The 18,104-nt window shown below is 47.9% G+C and carries 22 protein-coding genes; 1 reads left to right on the top strand and 21 read right to left on the bottom strand.

The annotated features are described in order from the left end of the window. Positions 1–105: 105 nt before the first annotated feature. The 14 genes from SDD30_RS05735 to SDD30_RS05670 form a co-directional block, all read right to left on the bottom strand. A complete protein-coding gene (locus SDD30_RS05735; protein WP_434073972.1) occupies positions 106–717 on the bottom strand; it encodes a flavin reductase family protein in 612 nt (203 codons plus the stop codon). A 21-nt stretch (positions 718–738) separates the two neighbouring features. After that, complete coding sequence (locus SDD30_RS05730) at positions 739–1,527, bottom strand: creatininase family protein (RefSeq protein ID WP_434073971.1); 789 nt, start codon at positions 1,525–1,527, stop codon at positions 739–741. 79 nt (positions 1,528–1,606) lie between these two features. Then, a complete protein-coding gene (locus tag SDD30_RS05725) occupies positions 1,607–2,200 on the bottom strand; it encodes a helix-turn-helix domain-containing protein (RefSeq protein WP_434073970.1) in 594 nt (197 codons plus the stop codon). Between the two features lie 367 nt (positions 2,201–2,567). Then, positions 2,568–3,617 (bottom strand): BMP family protein, encoded by a 1,050-nt coding sequence (locus SDD30_RS05720; protein ID WP_434073969.1) that lies wholly within the window; start codon positions 3,615–3,617, stop codon positions 2,568–2,570. Positions 3,618–3,692: 75 nt separating this feature from the next. Then, positions 3,693–4,727: a BMP family protein gene (locus SDD30_RS05715; RefSeq protein WP_434073968.1), complete on the bottom strand. Its 1,035-nt coding sequence runs from the start codon at positions 4,725–4,727 to the stop codon at positions 3,693–3,695. Positions 4,728–4,751: 24 nt separating this feature from the next. Beyond that, positions 4,752–5,462: a GntR family transcriptional regulator gene (locus tag SDD30_RS05710; protein ID WP_434073967.1), complete on the bottom strand. Its 711-nt coding sequence runs from the start codon at positions 5,460–5,462 to the stop codon at positions 4,752–4,754. Between the two features lie 16 nt (positions 5,463–5,478). Next, the gene (locus SDD30_RS05705; RefSeq protein ID WP_434073966.1) at positions 5,479–6,444 is read right to left on the bottom strand and encodes a dihydrolipoamide acetyltransferase family protein; all 966 of its coding nucleotides are present in this window, start codon (positions 6,442–6,444) and stop codon (positions 5,479–5,481) included. 23 nt (positions 6,445–6,467) lie between these two features. Next, positions 6,468–7,445 carry an alpha-ketoacid dehydrogenase subunit beta gene (locus tag SDD30_RS05700; protein ID WP_434073965.1) on the bottom strand — a complete coding sequence of 326 codons (978 nt, stop codon included), beginning with the start codon at positions 7,443–7,445 and terminating at the stop codon, positions 6,468–6,470. Continuing rightward, the gene (locus SDD30_RS05695) at positions 7,442–8,422 is read right to left on the bottom strand and encodes a thiamine pyrophosphate-dependent dehydrogenase E1 component subunit alpha (protein WP_434073964.1); all 981 of its coding nucleotides are present in this window, start codon (positions 8,420–8,422) and stop codon (positions 7,442–7,444) included. The genes SDD30_RS05700 and SDD30_RS05695 overlap by 4 nt, the downstream gene beginning before the upstream one ends. Before the next feature lie 189 nt (positions 8,423–8,611). After that, complete coding sequence (locus SDD30_RS05690) at positions 8,612–9,850, bottom strand: IS110 family RNA-guided transposase (RefSeq protein ID WP_434073963.1); 1,239 nt, start codon at positions 9,848–9,850, stop codon at positions 8,612–8,614. A 364-nt stretch (positions 9,851–10,214) separates the two neighbouring features. Then, entirely contained in the window at positions 10,215–10,844 is a 630-nt protein-coding gene (locus SDD30_RS05685) for a flavodoxin family protein (RefSeq protein ID WP_434073962.1), read from the bottom strand. Between the two features lie 26 nt (positions 10,845–10,870). Continuing rightward, positions 10,871–11,827, bottom strand: a complete 957-nt coding sequence (gene mch, locus SDD30_RS05680) for a methenyltetrahydromethanopterin cyclohydrolase (RefSeq protein ID WP_434073961.1) — start codon at positions 11,825–11,827, stop codon at positions 10,871–10,873. 12 nt (positions 11,828–11,839) lie between these two features. Continuing rightward, complete coding sequence (locus SDD30_RS05675) at positions 11,840–12,559, bottom strand: SDR family NAD(P)-dependent oxidoreductase (protein ID WP_434073960.1); 720 nt, start codon at positions 12,557–12,559, stop codon at positions 11,840–11,842. 173 nt (positions 12,560–12,732) lie between these two features. Continuing rightward, on the bottom strand, positions 12,733–13,374 hold the full coding sequence (locus tag SDD30_RS05670; protein WP_434073959.1) for a lipoate--protein ligase family protein: 642 nt from the start codon (positions 13,372–13,374) through the stop codon (positions 12,733–12,735). A gap of 160 nt (positions 13,375–13,534) precedes the next feature. On the opposite strand from SDD30_RS05670, the gene SDD30_RS05665 reads away from it, so the two are divergent. Then, a complete protein-coding gene (locus tag SDD30_RS05665; RefSeq protein WP_434073958.1) occupies positions 13,535–14,101 on the top strand; it encodes a cysteine hydrolase family protein in 567 nt (188 codons plus the stop codon). A gap of 111 nt (positions 14,102–14,212) precedes the next feature. Here SDD30_RS05665 and SDD30_RS05660 read toward each other — a convergent pair whose 3' ends face one another. From SDD30_RS05660 to SDD30_RS05630, 7 genes are all read right to left on the bottom strand, one after another. Continuing rightward, positions 14,213–14,809: an adenine deaminase C-terminal domain-containing protein gene (locus SDD30_RS05660; protein WP_434073957.1), complete on the bottom strand. Its 597-nt coding sequence runs from the start codon at positions 14,807–14,809 to the stop codon at positions 14,213–14,215. Positions 14,810–14,836: 27 nt separating this feature from the next. Further along, entirely contained in the window at positions 14,837–15,157 is a 321-nt protein-coding gene (locus SDD30_RS05655; protein WP_434073956.1) for an amidohydrolase family protein, read from the bottom strand. Next, on the bottom strand, positions 15,121–15,729 hold the full coding sequence (locus SDD30_RS05650; RefSeq protein ID WP_434073955.1) for an amidohydrolase family protein: 609 nt from the start codon (positions 15,727–15,729) through the stop codon (positions 15,121–15,123). The genes SDD30_RS05655 and SDD30_RS05650 overlap by 37 nt, the downstream gene beginning before the upstream one ends. 6 nt (positions 15,730–15,735) lie before the next feature. Continuing rightward, entirely contained in the window at positions 15,736–15,912 is a 177-nt protein-coding gene (locus tag SDD30_RS05645) for a hypothetical protein (RefSeq protein ID WP_434073954.1), read from the bottom strand. Then, complete coding sequence (locus tag SDD30_RS05640; RefSeq protein ID WP_434073953.1) at positions 15,909–16,223, bottom strand: amidohydrolase family protein; 315 nt, start codon at positions 16,221–16,223, stop codon at positions 15,909–15,911. Before SDD30_RS05640 ends, SDD30_RS05645 begins: the two co-directional genes overlap by 4 nt. Positions 16,224–16,338: 115 nt before the next feature. Next, positions 16,339–17,526: a PucR family transcriptional regulator gene (locus tag SDD30_RS05635; protein WP_434073952.1), complete on the bottom strand. Its 1,188-nt coding sequence runs from the start codon at positions 17,524–17,526 to the stop codon at positions 16,339–16,341. Then, positions 17,472–17,966: a PucR family transcriptional regulator ligand-binding domain-containing protein gene (locus SDD30_RS05630; RefSeq protein ID WP_434073951.1), complete on the bottom strand. Its 495-nt coding sequence runs from the start codon at positions 17,964–17,966 to the stop codon at positions 17,472–17,474. Before SDD30_RS05630 ends, SDD30_RS05635 begins: the two co-directional genes overlap by 55 nt. Between the last annotated feature and the right edge of the window lie 138 nt (positions 17,967–18,104).

The raw sequence follows: 18,104 nt of genomic DNA, 5'->3' as shown, positions 1-18,104 counted from the left end.
AACCAGTTTTCTTTTCGCTAAATACTTGTTATAATTTAGCTGAGGGTCCTAAAATAGTCTTTACTCTGGGCGGAGTAAGTGCAGGCTAAAATTAGGGCCCTTTTTCTATACATCGATGACCCCACTAACTTCAAACTCGACATAACTTTCATCATTACTAAGATACATATCGCCACCTAAATGCTGTAGGGTTTTTATTTTTACAGGATCAAAGTAATAAGGTGGTGGACCTCCCTGCTTTACTTTCTTTACTGCTTCCTCAATCGCGTAAGCATCCACAACTTCTCCAAAAAACGTCGTATGATCTCCGGAAACAATCTGTTGGGTTACTTTACATTCCAGATAAGCGTAGCATTCAGCTATATGGGGGGTTTTTAAGGTTTTGCCCGGAACAGAGGTCCAGCCGGTTTCATGAAACTTGTTATATTTTTTTCCTGACTTGCGACCACACCAATTAGCTCCTTCTGCCAGGCTAATATCCGGAAAATTGACCACGAATTCCCGGCGCTTATTTATTAATTCATGGGAGTACCTTTTAGGTGACACGGCAATTGCTACAATTAAAGGTTGATGGGACACCGGGGTAGCCCAGGCTAAAGTAATAATATTGGGGTTATCATTATCATCCAGACAGGTTACGAGAACTACCGGACGCGGTAAAAGAATGAAGTCCAACCCTTTAGTTAATTTGATCTTGTCATTCTCATTGAATGGCATCGATGATTCACCATCCTTGCTCTATTCTTTTGGACTGCCATTATTTTGGCTGGGGTTAAATTGGCCATTATTAAATTCTATTACAAACCTGGAAATCTTTTCGATTAATACCTCTAGATAGGCCCTACCTTTTTCCACCGTCGCCAACCCTGGATTACCATACGTGCCATCATAAAGATTAGAATCTGGCCACCGGTTTAAAATCATTGCACTTTGTTCAAAGGCTATTACCCGTCGAGGGCGATAACGTTTGGATACTTCTTGGGCTAAATCCATTTTTACATGTTCCTGATCGAGGGCCAGCATAATGGAAGTTTCCATTTCATTGGCATGGGTCCCATCCCTGAAGTTTTCCCCTATCTGATTGCATTCCTCAGGCGCCATGAAAATATATGTTGCCGCTGCGACTGCAATTCCTTCCTTTTCATAACGATCCACTAAATCATTGGCAACCGACTGCATTAAATGCAAGTTAGGGTTATGACCATTTAACAGGAAGAACTTTTTAAATCCGCATCTGATTAAACTATAGCAAATATCATGGACCGCCCTACGAAACGTTTCTGCTGAAAAACTTATTGTCCCGGGGTACGTATGCCAAAGCTCTGAAAAACCAAAGTTGAGGGGAGGAGTCACCAACATATTAGTTTTTTCCGCCACTTTGCGGGCAATATAATCGGCAGCTGCAATATCAACTTTTAGTGGCAAGTGAGGACCGTGTTGTTCCGTCGAGCCCAGGGGGACAATGACTACCGGATCCCTTTGGAGCCATTCGCGGGCTTCTACCCAGGTGAGATCACATAACTCCATAATATCCTTGCTCCTTTGCTTTTTATTTATATGGTACCGTTGCAACCCCCGATAATTAAATCCTATCCCTCCCTTTGCTCTAGAATGAGGGTGGTGAAACGGCCCATACAGCCTGAAGTTCTTCGGTATCGCTTGGGTTACACCATTTATGGGGTGTTGAACTGCTAAACAGAATGGAATCCCCTTTATTTAATAAATAAACTTCGTTATCATTAATGCAAACTTGCATTGAACCTTTTAAGATAAAGCCGTATTCGAAACCGTCGTGAATAAAGTTCTCGTCTCCTGTTGATGCCTTGGGGGGGGCAGTAATTAACATGAATTCGACCGGGCCTTTTAGGTCCGGAGATAATAATTGATAACGTATATTAGAGCTAGGATAAACTAACTCTTTTCGCCTATTGGGATGAACTATTTTTACCCTTGGCTCATCAGGGTCAGTCATTTGATTATTAGAACCCACCATATGCTCCTCATCATGGAAAAAAAAGGCGGTTGGTACCCCCAAAACAGAGGCGATTTTTTGCAACGCCCCTACTGTGGGGTTAATCAGGCCCCGTTCCAATTGGCTAATATAACTCTGGGAGTGCCCACTTTTTTGGGCTAATTCAACCATAGTGATGTTTTTTTGCTTGCGCAGCTTCTTCAGATTCTCGCCAAGAAAGTTATTCAATCATGACGCCCCTATTACCCAATATTATTGAGGGTTATATTTTTATCAATATAGTTCTACACATTATTAAAAAATCCTTCTCGTCTTCTTAAAAAATTTACATTGCCGTAACATAACTTTTAAATAAAGAAGCCATCTTCCCTTCTGCGAGAAAAGATGGCTTCTTTGCCTTCTTCGCAACAACCTTGCTTGGCTTATTTCAATTAAGTTTAGTATATAGTATAAGGTGGTCGTTGTCAACAGCAGTATAGTGAACTGTGTTACCGGACTGTGATATTGTCACCCTGTAAGCGGACTGCAAAAATGTCACTATTCGGGGAGAAATTTTTTTGGGGCCTTCTCCAGGAACTGCTCACATCAAGGATTCTTATTTATTTGCCTTGGCTTGTTCGGCTAGTTTATCAACATCGATTTTACCCGCTTTAACATCTGCGATAATCTGGTTTATTTTAGCTGTGGAATCTGCTGATACTTTATCTTTTAGTTTGTTGTTCCAAATCAATCCGGTAGCATCTTCTTTAATGCCTACACTATAACATTTGGCTTCAAATTTCCCTGTCTGTATCTCCTGGGTGACATATTCCATAGGATAATAGTATTTACTACTGGCAATTACTGTTTCTGGAGCATACTGGCTTTGATCAGTTGCTATGCCGATCCCGTAAACACCCTTCTCTTTGGTTGCCTGGAAAGCTCCTAAACCAGCCTGATTGGCATTGGGTAAAATAACATCGACACCATTCTGGATCATTGCCATGGCTGTTTCTTTAGCTTTAGCCACATCATCCCAGGAGCCGATATAAGCCGTAGTTACCTCAATTTTAGGATTGAAATATTTAGCACCAGCAACAAAACCATCCCGTGGTTCACTAACTGCCGGGATATCAAAACCTCCGATATAAGCTATTTTCCCGGTTTTACTTGCTGCAGCAGCCACCAAGCCAGCAAAGAAGCCTGCTTGGTGCGTCGAGGCAAAAATGGAAGCCATATTAGGCGGTTGGCTATCGGTATTACTGGTGACCACAAATTTAACCTTGGGAAAATCCCGGGCTACTTTTTTAGCATCATCTTTATATTGATAACCATGGGCAAATATAATGTCATATCCCTGGGTGGCATAAGCACGAAATGCTTCTAACTGGTCCGATTGACCAACATTCTCCCGGTAAGAGACATCAACCCCCATTTCCTTGACTTTCATTAAACTATTATATGCAATAGCATCCCACCCGTTATCGTTTATTGGTCCAGGTAGTATTAAAGCAACCCTTAGTTTTGTTGCCTGACTGGTATTAGGTTTGGAATCCCCATTTTGTTTTACTTGATCATTGGAAGTTTTGGAACCGCAACCGCTTATTGTAAAAACCACTATCAACATCAATGCCAAAATAAAAGCATAAATTTTTACCTTTTTCATTATTCCTTTCACCTCCGAAATTGGTTAGCTTTAAATCCTTATTCAAGCTAGTATATTAGCCACGCTAAATATATGTTATTTTTTACTCTCTTCTACAAGTTTAGCAACATCCAATTTGCCGCTTTTGACATCTTCAATAGCCTGATTTATTTTAGACATGGCCTCAGCTGAAACTTTATCTTTTAATTTGTTGTTCCAAATCAAGCCGGTAGCATCTTCTTTAATGCCGACACGGTAACACCTGGCTTCAAATTTTCCCTCTTTCACTAAATTAGCAACATATTCCAAAGGGTAATAGTATTTGCTGCTGGCAACCACCGTTTCCGGAGCGGACTGACTTTGATCCCGGGAGATACCGATGGCATAAACTTTTTTCTCGGCGGCTGCCTGAATTGCTCCCAGGCCGGCCTGATCGGCGTTTGGTAGAATAACATCAACGCCCTTCTGAATTAAGGCATTAGCTATTTCCTTAGCCTTGGCCGAATCATCCCAGCTACCAATGAAAGCAGTCGTAACTTTAGCCTCGGAATCGATATACTTGGCACCGGCGATAAAACCGTCCCGTGGTTCGGTTACTGCCGGGATATCCATGGCGCCAATATAAGCCAGTTGGTGAGTTTTAGTTATTGCTCCCGCTACCATACCGGCAAAAAAACCAGCCTGGTAGGTGTTAGCGTAAATCGAAGCAACATTCGGTTCCTGGCTAAAGTTATTACTAGTTACTACAAATTTTATTTGCGGGAATTCCGGGGCTACCTTTTTAGCGGCGTCTGTAAATTCATAACCATGAGCAAAGATAATATTATAGCCCTGGGTAGCATAGGCCCGGAAGGCTTCAAGTTGATCCGACTGGGCTACATTTTCCCGGTAAGAGGTTTGTGCCCCACCTTCTTTTACCTTTTGCAAACTTTCATAGGCAATAGCATTCCAACCATTATCATTAATAGGGCCGGATAGTAGTAAGGCCACCTTTAAAACCGGTTTATTTTCCTGTGGAGCAGTTTGGTTTGCCGATACGTTTTTATCCGTTTTCTGCCCACAACCACTGAAAACGAAAAGCATTGAGATAAAAACGATGACAAAGATACTCCTTATCTTTGATTTCCCCATGCCCTTACCTCCTGCCAATTTAAATTAATTATCGACCTCCATGCCCCCTGGTTCTACCGGGTAACCGGCGACCTGCAGATTCTCTGCCAGGACCTGCAGGCAATGTTCTACATGTTCGTAAAGTATTTGCCGAGCTTTAACTTTATCGCGCTGGCCTAGTGCATCAACTAAACGATCATGGTCATCGCAAAGTAGGATTAACTTTTCCGGTACATTGCGCAGTTGAGCCGCATACCAGCCTTCATAGTCCCAAATACGCAAATGTAAATCTAACAAGCGCGGTGCTGCGGCAGCTTCGTAAAGGTTGAAATGAAACTCTTTATTCAGGGTGTAATAGCACTCTTTGTCTTTTTCTTTAACGACGCGGCGGATCTCCCTGGACAATCGCCGCAGGGCAGTGATTTTCTCCTGCGGCGCTCGGGCAATAGCCCAGGTAACCGCCAGTTTTTCCAGCTCCCGCCGGATGTACATCAGCTCCTTGATTTCGGGCCAGGACAAGGTTTTAATTTCAAACCCTACGTTGGGCAGTAAAGTTACCAGACCTTGCTCCACCAGGAGTTTGACCGCCTCATTAACCGGTGTACGACTAACTCCCAGTTGGGCTGCTATTTCCGCAGCACTGAAACGCTGGCCCGGTTTTAATTCTCCCGAGGTAATTTGCTCCTTAAGGGTTTCGTAAACAAGTTGACCTTTGGTATAAAAGTTGATCTGTCCTTTGCTGTTTGCTGACGGCAATTATATCCAGCTCCTGCTATTCAATAGTTATAGTTTCCTTATCGGCCAACAATTCCTGTAACCGCTGCAAAAATTGCGCCGCCGTAGCTCCATCAATAAGGCGATGATCGTGGGTGAGACTCAGCGGCAATATCCTTTTGGTTACCAGTTTCCCCGCTTCCAGGTTCGGCATGGTCTTAATCCGGCCTACTCCCAGGATGGCTGCTTCCGGCGGGTTGAGGAGGGGGGTGAAATAGGTGATTTCATACCCGCCCAAGTTGCTTAACGTAAAAACACTACCGCTTAAATCGGCTTCAGTCAATTGTTTTCCCCGCGCCCGACTCACTAACTGCCGCAAGGCATCATTTATCTCCGCCAGGGACAGTTGATCGGCATCCGCCAGCACCGGTACGACCAGACCTTCAGGTAAGGCTATGGCCACACCGATATTAATGTGTTCGGCAATGTAAACCCTGTCTTCCTGAAGATAGCTACGAAATAACGACTGCTCTTTCAAGACGGAAGCCAAGATTTTTAGTAGTACGGACGTGAAGGTAAGCTGCGGTATCTCTGCTTTTTGCGCCCGGTATGCAGCCTCCAGGGACGCTACTTCCGCCTCGGCAAAAATAGTAACCTGGGGCACCTGCCAGCTCGCCAGCATCCGCCGGCTTATAGCCTGGCGCATGGGAGTGAGGAGGCTGCCTGGCGGTGCCGTTTCCGAGGGCACCGGCACCGCATTATCCCGAATGTTTTCCTGTGCCCCCATAGCTGTATTAATTGTACCTAATTGCGCCCCGACAGCCAAGACCTCGCCGCTGGCTGCTAAAATCTTGCTCAAAATACCATCCACCGGAGCTTCAACAACATTGGTTATTTTTTCCGTCATCACCTCCACTACCGGTTCACCCCTGGCCACGCGATCTCCTTCTGCCTTTAACCACTCCCCTACAGTTCCTTCAGTCATGGTCAAGCCTAATTTAGGCATGCTGATGGCAATTTCCAACGTTGTTACCCCCGAAGTAAGTTTTAGTCGCCAATTAAAGCCATGGCTGCCGAAACAATGTCAGCTGCTTCCGGCAAGACATAATCTTCCATTACCGGGGCAAAGGGCACGGGTACATCCAGGGAACATACTCGTTTAATGGGCGCCTTCAGGTCATTAAAGCAGCTATCCGCCAGGAACGCAGCAATTTCCGCCCCGTAGTTGCCGGTTTGCGGCCCTTCAAAGGCCAGGATCACCCGGCCGGTTTTGGACACGGAAGCAGCGATGGTTTCGTGATCATAGGGAATTAAAGTCCTGAGATCGATTACTTCCGCTATGATTCCCCGGGCAGCCAGTTGTTCCGCCGCCCGCAGGGCTTCATGGACCATTTTCATACTGCTAACAATTGTAATATCCTGACCTGGACGTCTGATTATTGCTTCCCCAATCGGGAGGCAATAATCCTCCGCCGGTACGTCCCCTTTCAAGTCGTAAAGAAGTTTATGTTCCAGGAAGATCACCGGGTTATCATCACGAATGGCGGTTTTGAGTAAACCTTTAGCGTCATAAGGCGTGGCTGGGGCCACGATGGTCAGTCCCGGAACATTCATAAAAAAGGCTTCAACGACCTGGGAGTGATGGTAAGCCGCTCGGAATCCAGCGCCGCAGGCTGTCCGGACAACTATGGGGCACTGCAGCTGGCCGTTGTACATATAGTGGGCCTTAGCCGAATTGTTAACTAACTGGTCGTAGCACTCGGTAATGAAATCGGCGAACATGATTTCGGCGATGGGCCTAAGGCCTGCAAATGCGGCACCGTTGGCCACCCCCAGGATAGCCGCTTCTGAAAGGGGGGTATCTTTAACCCGCCGGTCGCCGAATTTTGCCCACAACCCCCGGGTGACACCAAAGTCGCCACCCATACGCGCCACATCCTCACCAAGGATAAAGACCCGTTCATCGCGAGCCATTTCCTCATGTAGGGCTTCGTTAATGGCCTGGCGAAAAGAGAGCGTCCTCATCGGCCGGCAACCTCCCTTCCCACGTAAACATGCTGTACAGCGTCTGCCGGTGCCGGGTCAGGGCTGGCGAGGGTAAATGCTAACATAGCTGTGATTTCTTCTTCCGCTTTGCGTTCCAGCGCCTGGAGTTCAGCCTCCGCCACTTGATGGGTGTTTAAAAGTCTCTCCCGGCAGCGTTTCAATGGACATCTGTCTTTCCAGGTCTTTACCTCCTCCTGGGGCCGATAAGCGGCCGGATCCCCGGAGAAATGGCCCTGCCAGCGGTAAGTTTTTAGTTCCAGTAAAGTCGGCCCTTCTCCCTGGCGGGCCCGCGCCACGGCTGCAGTGACGGCATCGTAAACGGCCTCTACATCATTGCCATCGATAATTACGCCAGGAATATGGTACCCCCCAGCCATTTCGACCAGATCCTTAACCGGGTGGGCCCGCTCGGTATGGGTGGAAATAGCGTAATGGTTATTAACCAAGATATAAACAATGGGCAACTTCCAGGTAGCTGCCAGATTCAAACTTTCGTGAAATTCCCCCCGGCCTACGGTGCCATCACCGATGAAAATCGCCGTTACCTGTTCGGTGCCCTTGATCTGTGCCGCCACGGCCGTTCCCAACCCGGTCGCCATAATCGAGCCCTGGATAGCGTTGTTGCCCATATTCCCCACCATGACATCGGCAATATGCATGCTGCCACCTTTGCCGCCGCAGAGACCGGTTTTTTTACCGAAGATCTCGGCCATTACCCTTTCCCGCGGTGAGCCGGCCAGCAAGCAGATACCGTGGCTGCGATGGTCAGGAAATTTATAGTCCGCCTGCTTAAGGGCGCGAATGGCGCCTACCTGGCAGGCTTCCTGACCGATACTCAGGTGCAGAAAACCCGGGATCAGGCCTTTTTTAGCATAAGTATCTACCGTTTCTTCAAAACGGCGCACCAGGACCATATCATAATACAATGATAAAAGTGCTTCTGTACTTAACCCCACGGTACAATTCCTCCTCCGAAATCACGCGGGCTTACAGTTTTGCCCACGCTTTACTTTGTTGGAAACATTTAGTATGCATATTTGCTGTATAGACCTGACTCTTTCGGTATAGATATACTAAAATGTTGCTTTCTACCACTATATAGTTGCACCTAACCTCTATCTTTCCTTTGGCTTTTTTAAAACTAGCTAGGCTACAGAAGGCTTTTCTTCCAGAGTTACTACATAACCTTGGGCTTCTATTTGCTTTTTTAACCGCCTTACTCTACGTTCTCGTTCTTCTTTGGTATAGTAGTTTGGTCCTGGATCCTGATATTCAGTTGCATCTCTTAGAATATGGTAGATGATTTTAATCAGACTATGGGCGATGGCTATCAGGGCTTTTTTCTTACCTAGTCGTGGCGCCAATCGATGATATTTTGCGGAGAGATAGCTATCTTTGGTGCGTATCGCGGCCCAGGAACATTGGATTAAGGTCGACCGTAGGTATTGATCTCCTTTACGGGTTTTCCCGCTTTTTCGTTTGCCGGCACTTTCGTTATTCCCGGGACATAACCCCGTCCACGATGCTATATGGTCAGCATCGGGAAAGGGGGTCATGTCGACGCCTATTTCGGCGATTATGTCCTGGGTTGCTTCCTTCTTTATACCGGTTACCTTAGCCAGTCTCCCCGCTTCGGCGAAAAAAGGCTCCATCCTTCTTTCGATTTCGCCACTTAGTTCTTCGATTTGGTGCTCTAAAAACTCCAGGTGCTCGAGTTGTTGTCTCAGCAAGAGCCGGGTATGCTCTCCTATTCTCCCCTCCAGGGCTTTTTCTAGTTCCGGTATCTTATTGCGTAATCTCCCTTTAGCCATCTGGGCCAGTGCTTTGGGGTCTTCGTTCCCGTCTAACATCGCTTTTAAAATATCGCGCCCTGATTTGCCCATTATATCTGTGGCTACCGATGCTAATTTGATGTTGCTGTTTTCAAGCTGTTTTTGGACCCTTTGAACCTCACGGCTGTGTTCGGCTACTAATGCCGCTCTATACCGCGTTAGCTCCCTTAATTCCCTTATTTCTTTTGGCGGTATAAAGCTTCCTTCTAAAAGGCCATGCCTTAAAAAGTCAGCTATCCATTCTGCGTCTTTGCAGTCCGTCTTCTTCCCTTTTAAGGCTTTAAAGTGTTCAGGGTTGATCAGGATTAATTCGGGTATTTGGCCTTCAAGAATGTTGTATATCGGTTTCCAGTACACTCCCGTGCTTTCCATGGCTACAGCAGTAACTTCGTTTTCTAATAGCCATTCCAGTAACCCTTTTAAGTCTTCGGTCATGGTGCCAAAGGTTCTTATTTCTTGTTTTGGTTGTTTTCCTCCTGGCGTAAGCAGGCACGCCACTACCTTTTTCTTGTGGACATCCAGTCCACAACAGCGTTCGTATGCTACTTCCATCTTGCGGTTTCTTTACTTCCCTTCCTTCTTCTTTCGTCTTATTTAAACTACTGCCATGGGACACCTCGATGGTTTAAAGAATCTCCTCCACGTGCTCAACTCCAAATTGAGTATTGTTGTACTCTACTTTGACGTCTGCTTTTACAGTTCGTGGTTCCTAAAGGTGTCCGGCTCAGACTCCTCCACGGGCTCCTTGTGGGCACCAGAGCGAAGCCGAGCCTTTTCATGGCAGAGTTTTATCTATGCTATCACTTATTTGGTAGCCCGGGAATGGGGGCGGCCGCCCCCCTTCCCGGGCTACCACCGATTTCATTGTTCGTGGAGGGGGGCGTTAGCCCCCCATGAGGGGCTCCTCAGCAAAGGGCTATTCCCCCAGCTTTTTTTCATCAACCCGACGCAATTTTTCAGTCACCTCGACCAGACGGGTACCCATCTTGCTGGCTAAAGACACCCCCGCCGCATCTTCTTCCGCTCCGGCCCGGCCGCGGTCGTGGTTCCAGGCCGCCACGCCGTTATAGGCTGGCTGGCCGGGGGTTATCGGCGTAATGCCGTAGAGCAGGAAAAAGTTATTCAAGGCCGCCAGGGCAAATTCCTGACCGCCATTGCGTTCGCCGCCAACAGCAATGGCGCCGCCTGTTTTGTTTAATAAAGCCCCTTCTTTAATAGCTGCCCACAAAGGCCGCCAGCGATTTAAAAAATTGGCCAGCAAACCGCTGATATTCATCTGGTAAACAGGGGTACCGATCAGATAAGCATCGGCCGCCAGGATGGCCTCATAATACTGGCGCATATCATCCTCATGGGCAGGGCAATAAAGGTTTCCCGAACGCAGGCAACGATCGCAGTGCAGACAATGGTTAATCTTTTTGCCGGCCAGGGCGATTAGCTCCGTTTCTGCACCTGCTTCGCGACAGGCCTCCAAAGCTGTTTCCACCAGGAATAGGGTTGCCTGGCGCCGGGGGCTGCCGCTGATACCTAGAACTTTAATCGCCATAATGCTTCCCTCCTTAGAACTTTACTTTAACTTAAAAAGCTCTTTAACAACATTTCGCTATCCAGTACACCAGCGGCGAAGGTACGTCCCGTATTGATGTTGCGCATCTCCACCCGAGCCACGGTATGGACATTATGGTCTATGGCATAAAAGTTACAGCCTGCTTCCCGGTAAATGGTGGTAAAACCTTTACCACAGGCCGGGCTGTTGCAGGTTACCACCTGCGGGCTTATCCTTTCCAGGACGGTATCTTCCACATCCGCCCAGAATTCGACTGTAGCTCCATAAAGAAGGCTATCATTAATCCGTCCCATGGCCTGTATTTCATCCTTGATAAGTGGTGCCAGGGGGGCGCTACCTCGGGCAAAGGTGATCTTTTGGACCGGAAACCCCTTACGGCTTAACTGGTAGATGGCGGCCTCAATACTTCTGGCCGCTACCTGGATCGCACCGACCAGGCTCTGGCTGGGAGCTACACAAAGATAGAGAGTTTCGGGTTTGATTCCGCACCTGGCAGCAATTTCTTCCGTGATGGCTACCGTCGGCATGGTAACCATTTGCAAACAGAGTACGGCACTATCGGCTTCTTCATGATAACTGCCAACATAACTAACACACTCATCTTTCGGTAATCGCGCCAGAAGCCGGGCCGGGCCAGAACCCAGGGCATTGTTCCCCCCGCTAGATAATTGCCAACCAGCTACCTGGGAGCCCAGGCAGGCCAGTACTGGCTCCGCGGTAAAAACATCGACTCTAGTAAAGCTATAACCGCTGATACGCATTTCCCCCAGGCTTAATTTCCCTAAGCCCCCCATGGTGATAGCAGCATACAACAAACCAGCTTCTGGGCTGCCTTGACAGGCCAGACCCATATCGAGAACGTTGGTGCCATTAGGCAAGGAATGAACTTCAATACCCAACCCCGCGGCGTTTTCCCTGCCATGGATAAACAGCTTATGGGCTAAATCATTTAATCCTGGCACGTATAATCCCCCTTACAACCGCTTGCCGGTCACATCAATAACGGCCCCGTTGATAGCTCTGGCAACGTCACTGGCCAGGAAAAGCGCGACGGTGGCTACTTCTTCCGGTTGAACCCAGGTAGCCGGATCACTATCGTGGATCCGTGCCCGGGTAGAAGCCGTATTAATGAGTCCCAGGTTTAAAGCGTTAATCCGAACATCATATTCTTTCACTTCCTCGGCGGCAATCTTAGTAAAAGCTAAAACACCAGCTTTGGAGGCTCCATAAGCGCTGAAACCAGGAAAAAAATGACTGGCCGCGGTCGAGGAAATATTTAAAATACAACCGGAACGCCTTTCGATCATCTGCGGTAAAACAGCCCGGGTACAGAGAAAAGTCCCTGTCAGATTAATGTGGATCATTTCCTCCCAGTCTGCTAGACTGGTCTCCCAGCAAGGACTCGCTTTATAGATGGCAGCATTATTGATTAAGATGTCTACCCTCCCAAATAATCTATTTGTTTCTGCCATTAAACATTTAACCCCAGTTTCTGTACTTATATCGACAGGGCAGGCCCAAGCCTGACCACCACTTTCCTTAATTAAAGTAGCATTTCGTTCAATATCCATCTTGCTACGGGAAGCTAAAATAACTAATGCACCAGCAGCCGCAAAATATTCTGCCAGGACCTGGCCTACACCACGCCCAGATCCGGTAATAATAGCTACTTTATTGGCGAGGTTAAAATCCATAAAATTCACGTCACCTTTTCCATGTTACATGTTACATATATTCGACGCTTATTAATAAACTCCTGCTGAGTTTTATAATTTTCTTACCAAATTATCATTGACAATACTGTTCGCCAATTTAGGCAGATTTTAAGAGCCCCTATCGTCTTTGTAAATAACAGGAGATAACTAAACTAGCCATTTAATGTTTCTTTATAATCTCTTTCTGCCCACCAGCTGGTTAATCCCTCCACGAGATCAGCCCACTTTAATTGATAACCAGCGGCAGTTAAATTAGTAACAAAATCAAGGTGTCCCCGACCGGCACGGTAAATAGGTTCCCGCAATGGATGGGCCAGGTACCTAGGCAAGAGATTTAAATCACAATTTACCAGCAGGGAGGCCTGATATAACACCATTTCTTTGCTAATATACAAACTGGCTCCTAAAATTTTCCGGTCGCCGATACAAACATCGCCATAACCCCGAACCTGTACCTGCTTGATCCCCAAAGCGGTTAAAACCTCTACCCATTCCCAGGCTAAATTCAACAGCCAAGTTTCCGCCAACCATGGCGGGGTAGGTAAAAAAACGGCGGTAATAACCATCATACCCGGGGCTAAGACTACAGCTCCGCCACCACCCCGGCGGCGTAAGACCGGGACATGATCATCCCGGCAGGCGTGGAGATTTATCTCCTTTTCCGCCTTTGTGCCCCGGCCCAAGACAACCGCGATGGCTTCCGGCTCAGACAGGTAGAGGCTTTCTTGAGGCACCCGTTTAAAAGCCTCCACAGCCAATATATCGCCCGGGTAGGCTGGAAAATCTAAAACCATTTTTCCTTCCCCTTTTATTTTAACTATGCTCTATTTAATATTCTCCACTCATAAATAAAAACCTCTGTTTAACTCAACTTTAAAAATCATGAAATTAGAGCAGGAATTATTAAATAAAAAGCGAAATGTATTTTTAACCTTTGAAGGAGGAAGATGGGACGTGGCTAAAAAAGCTCTTTTAATAATTGATATGCAAAATGACTTTGTCGGTCCCCAACCTGTTATGCAGTGTGAAGGGGGGCGAGAAATTATACCGTCAATCCTAGAGCTCATATCCAATGCACGGCAAGCCGATATACCGATAATCCATATAATTCAAGAGCACCGGCGTCAAATGGCAGATTTCGGTCGTGAACTAGATGTTTCACCACCCCATTGCCTTGAAGGCACGACCGGTGCCCGCATTATTGAAGAGATCAAGGTTGAACCTGAGGATCTGATAGTTATCAAGCGACGTTTCAGCGGCTTCTTGGGTACTGATCTGGACTTACTATTACATGGTATGCAAGTTGATACCTTAATTATAGCCGGAGTGGCAACCGATGGCTGCATCAGAGCCACGGCCGTCGACGCCCACCAGCTAGGTTACCATGTTCATGTTATTGCCGATTGTGTGGCTGGAGCGAAGCAGGATTCCCACCAGGCAGCCCTGGCCTACTTGGCTCGGCTACAGCCGAAGGGAGTCATCAAAAGCGCCGATTTAATACCTGAAAACCTTGATTTTTAACGATCTACTTGGCTTGGTTTTACACACGGATTTTCCATATTGCCAGGTCGAAACAAAAGCATCCCCTAATTGTGGACGCTGCGGAACAGTTTTGACTGCTAGAACAAATGTTTATTCCACAATTATATCTACCACTTTTTGCTTATATACATCTATCATACCCTGGTCGCTAAAACCAACTTCGGGTATAACCGGGAGGCAAATTAACGATAGTGTCGCGAAGGGGCTATCCAGGGTGTTGCCCAACTTTTTGGCTGCCAGATTCAACTCTTCTAACTTGGCTACAACTATTTCCAGGGGTAAATCAGAAACCAGGCCGCCAATAGGTAAGCTCAGGTAGGCAAGAACCTTGCCCCCGGCGACTGCAACCAGGCCACCGTCCAGATCTATTAACGTCTTTAGAGCCAAAGCAAGATCTTCATCATCTATGCCTAAAGCGACCAGGTGATGATGGTCGTGGGCTACGGACGAAGCTATTGCCCCTCTCCTTAATCCAAAACCTTGAATAAAACCTATGATAATTTTTCCGCTCGCCCGGTGACGTTCTACCAGGATGAGTTTATTAATATCCTGCTGCGGATCTGGTTCAATATAATGATTCCTGACCGGCAGGCTAAGGTTTACCATTTTGGTAGAAATCTGACCGGGAACCATTTGTGCGGCCCGCACCATTATCACCTTTAATGCTTTTAACCCTAATTTCCTCACATCCATCGCCCTCCCTCACAATTTAGTTTAGTATACCGGCCAGCGCGGTCCCAGGTCCAGGCCTACCCTGGCGCGCAGATCCCTGGCCGCCCTGGTTGCTTCGGCCAAAATCTTGTTTTCATCCATATTTAACACCTGGCGGTGCCGCATGACAGGTCGACCATCGATAAAGACCGTATCCACGTCCTGGCCCTGGGCAGCATAAACCATCGTCGATACCGGATTAAAATTTGGAACTATATGGGGCTTGTTGCAATCAATAACAATCAGGTCAGCCCTTTTGCCGGGTTCCAGGGAGCCTATCAGATGATTCAGGCCCAGTGCCCTGGCGCCGTTAATGGTTGCCATTTCAATGACCCTTTCAGCCGGCACCACCGTGGGTCGAGTTTATTAACCTTATGGAGGCAGGCCGTCAGTTTCATCTCCCAGAACATGTCGTAGGTGTTGTTGCTGGGAGCGCCATCACAGCCTAGGGCCACGTCAACGCCAGCCGCCAGCAGCTCAGGCACCGGGCAAATACCGGAAGCACACTTGGAGTTAGAAGAAGGGTTATGAACCACCGTCGCCCCGCTCTGCTTGATTATGTCTATGTCCTCCGGCGTTAACCACACCCCGTGGACCACCAGGGTGCAAGGGCCCAGCAGGCCCAGTTCCGCCAATAATTGTGCCGGATGCTGGCCGAAGTTCTGCTGGATAAAAGCGATATCCTCCTGCACTTCGGCAAAATGGATGTGGATACCCATTTGTTTTTCCCTAGCCAGGGTGGCTACTTCTTTGAGCAGAGCGGCACTACTGCTGCCCAGGGGGCGCGGGCCCAGCCATACCGACAGGCGGCCGTCGCCGCTGCCTTCCCAGCGGGCATGTAGGGCCAGGGCTTGCTCCAGGCAGGCTTTTTTATCTTCCACCATGCCAGGGTACATGACATTTTACCGATCGGCGTAGGTGGAGACATCCATAATCGACTTGGCCAGGGCAGCGCGCATACCCGACTGCAAGACAGCGGCGGCGATGCCATCAAAGCCGTAACGGGAAGCCAGCAGGGTTTCGGCAAAGGTCGTTTTCCCTAACTTGAGCATTTCCAGCATGCAGAGTTCGGCGCTCACCCGCCCCTCATATTCGCTATAGTTACCCTGCAGCACCCAGACCCTTTGCTCAGCCAGTCGACCAGGGCCAGGTCGTCGGCGCAGCCCCTGATTAAGGCCTGGGCTAGATGGACGTGGCAGTCAATCAAACCCGGCATGATAATGCTGTTGCTGGCATCAATGATTTCTTTATCCTTGTGCCGGCCCAGGAGATCTTCACTTTTGCCGATGTCCACTATTTCCCGGCCCTCAATGGCAATGGCGCCGTCGTCAATGATCCGGCGCCGGTCATCGACGGTAATGATGGTTCCGTGAACTAGCAGGTAACCCAAAGCAATACCCCTCCACTTCATTTTAATAAAAGATTATACAAAAACGGGGCCACCTCCTTTAGGGGTTACCCCGAAATAAGACGCCGGCTAATTTGTGGTTTTGTCCAAAAAGAGGTTAGAGCCAGGAATGGTCAAGCATCAAGATCTTGATGGTGAAAAAAGTAAGGTAGCGTTGTTCTAGATCTCGCAGGTCAACCTTTAATAATTCCTCCACTTTTTGCAGGCGGTAGCGCAGGGTATTCTCATGAATGAAAAGGTTTCTGGCAGCATCGGCATAAGAGCAACCGCAGTTAAAGAAGGTAACCAGGCTAAGGAGTAAATCCTGACGTGAAGCTGGCTCCAGGGCCTGGATGGGGGCTAAAAATTGCCTGGTATACTGCCGGTAAAACTCCAGGGTCTGGCTATCCTTAACCAGCTGGTAGATGCCTAAATCCTCGTAAAACTTGATCCGGCTAGTGGACCCATCCCGTTGCGCCAGTAAAAGGGCACGGCGGGCCTGATCCAGGGCCAGCTTATACTCCATGACGGTACGAGCGCTATTGCCTATCCCCCAGTAAAGAACAGCCGGCTTGGTGATTGGTTCAAGATACGCCTCCAGACCCTTGATTAGTACTTCTATGGCGCTACGATCCTGGCTTTCGTTATGGAACAGGATGACTATGGTGTCTTCTTGATCGGTTACCAGGACCTGCGGGTCCTGGGCCTGGCAGTGGGTTTCAATAATGTCAAGTATTCTTTTATACTGTTGCGAGCTCCTTAGGATCCCCTGACCCTGTACTGCCAGCAACCGGCCCGGCAGATCAAAGGCCGGCGCTATGGAAACAAATTCTCCGATCCGGTGGGGATTATCGCCGGTCAGGACATTGCGAAAGGCAAACCTTTTCCTGCCCTTAAGGTTATCAACGCTGGCGGCCAGTTTTCCGTAGCATATGGCAATAAAACCGATGACTGTTTGCAATTCCTCATAAACAGTACCAGCCACAGATTGCTCTAAAGGGACAATAAAAGAAAGTAACAGAGAATCTTCAGTTTCCTGCCCAGGGATTGCGAAAATCAGCTCCTGCCAGCGCCGTCCATCTAGCTCCCAGGAAAAACTCTTCTTGGGTTGTCCAGGTGATTGCTTCCAAGCGGCAACAATTTTTTCTCGTAAGAGCTCCCGGTATTTCTTTATCCCATCATATAATTCCCATTCGTGGGCCGCTACCATCAGGGTAGCCAGGTGCTTATCCTGCAGGATTATAATGGCTTCTAGTCTGGCGGCCAAGTAATTAATGAGGGCCGGTATCCCCAGGCCGTCCTCCAAGATATCCAGTATGTCCCGCTCCAGGTCAAGTCGCGCGGCGGCTCATTAACAGCCAGTTCCATTATTAATGTCTGAGCCACTTTCCAGAAGGTGGAGTTAATGGGCAAAGAGATAACCGGGAACATCAATTCATCAGCTTTATGAATAACCTCGTCGGGAATGATACCAATAAAGCTCCGGGGCGGTATCGCCACCCCAGCGGCTCCTATTTCCACCAGTTTATTGATAAAGTTAATAAATATTACCTTATCCCCATGTAAGTAGTAACCGGTAGTTAAAACTAACTCACCCCCTTTAAGCCATTCCATAGCTACTGGCGCCTCAACTACAGCTAAGGAAGTAACCCGGCGGCCCAAACCCTCCCAGCCGGCAACCACCGACGCACCAAGCATTTCCGTACTAGTTAAGATTTTTAAGAGGGAAACCCCCTGCATACCCATGCTAATCACCTGCTTTAGAAAGAGCTTTAATTGGACGGCAAGTGTTAAAGCGCATCGCCACGGTAGACACTCATAGTGTCGAAAAATCCAATGCTTAACGAGAGTAAGCGGACAATCGACCATTTGCGGGTAAAAATA

The sequence above is a fragment of the Moorella naiadis (nom. illeg.) genome (genome assembly GCF_051020825.1).
In the GTDB taxonomy this organism is placed as follows: domain Bacteria; phylum Bacillota; class DSM-521; order Neomoorellales; family Neomoorellaceae; genus Neomoorella; species Neomoorella naiadis.
Note: the sequence above shows the minus strand (reverse complement) of the source record. Positions and strands in the feature narration are given on the sequence as shown.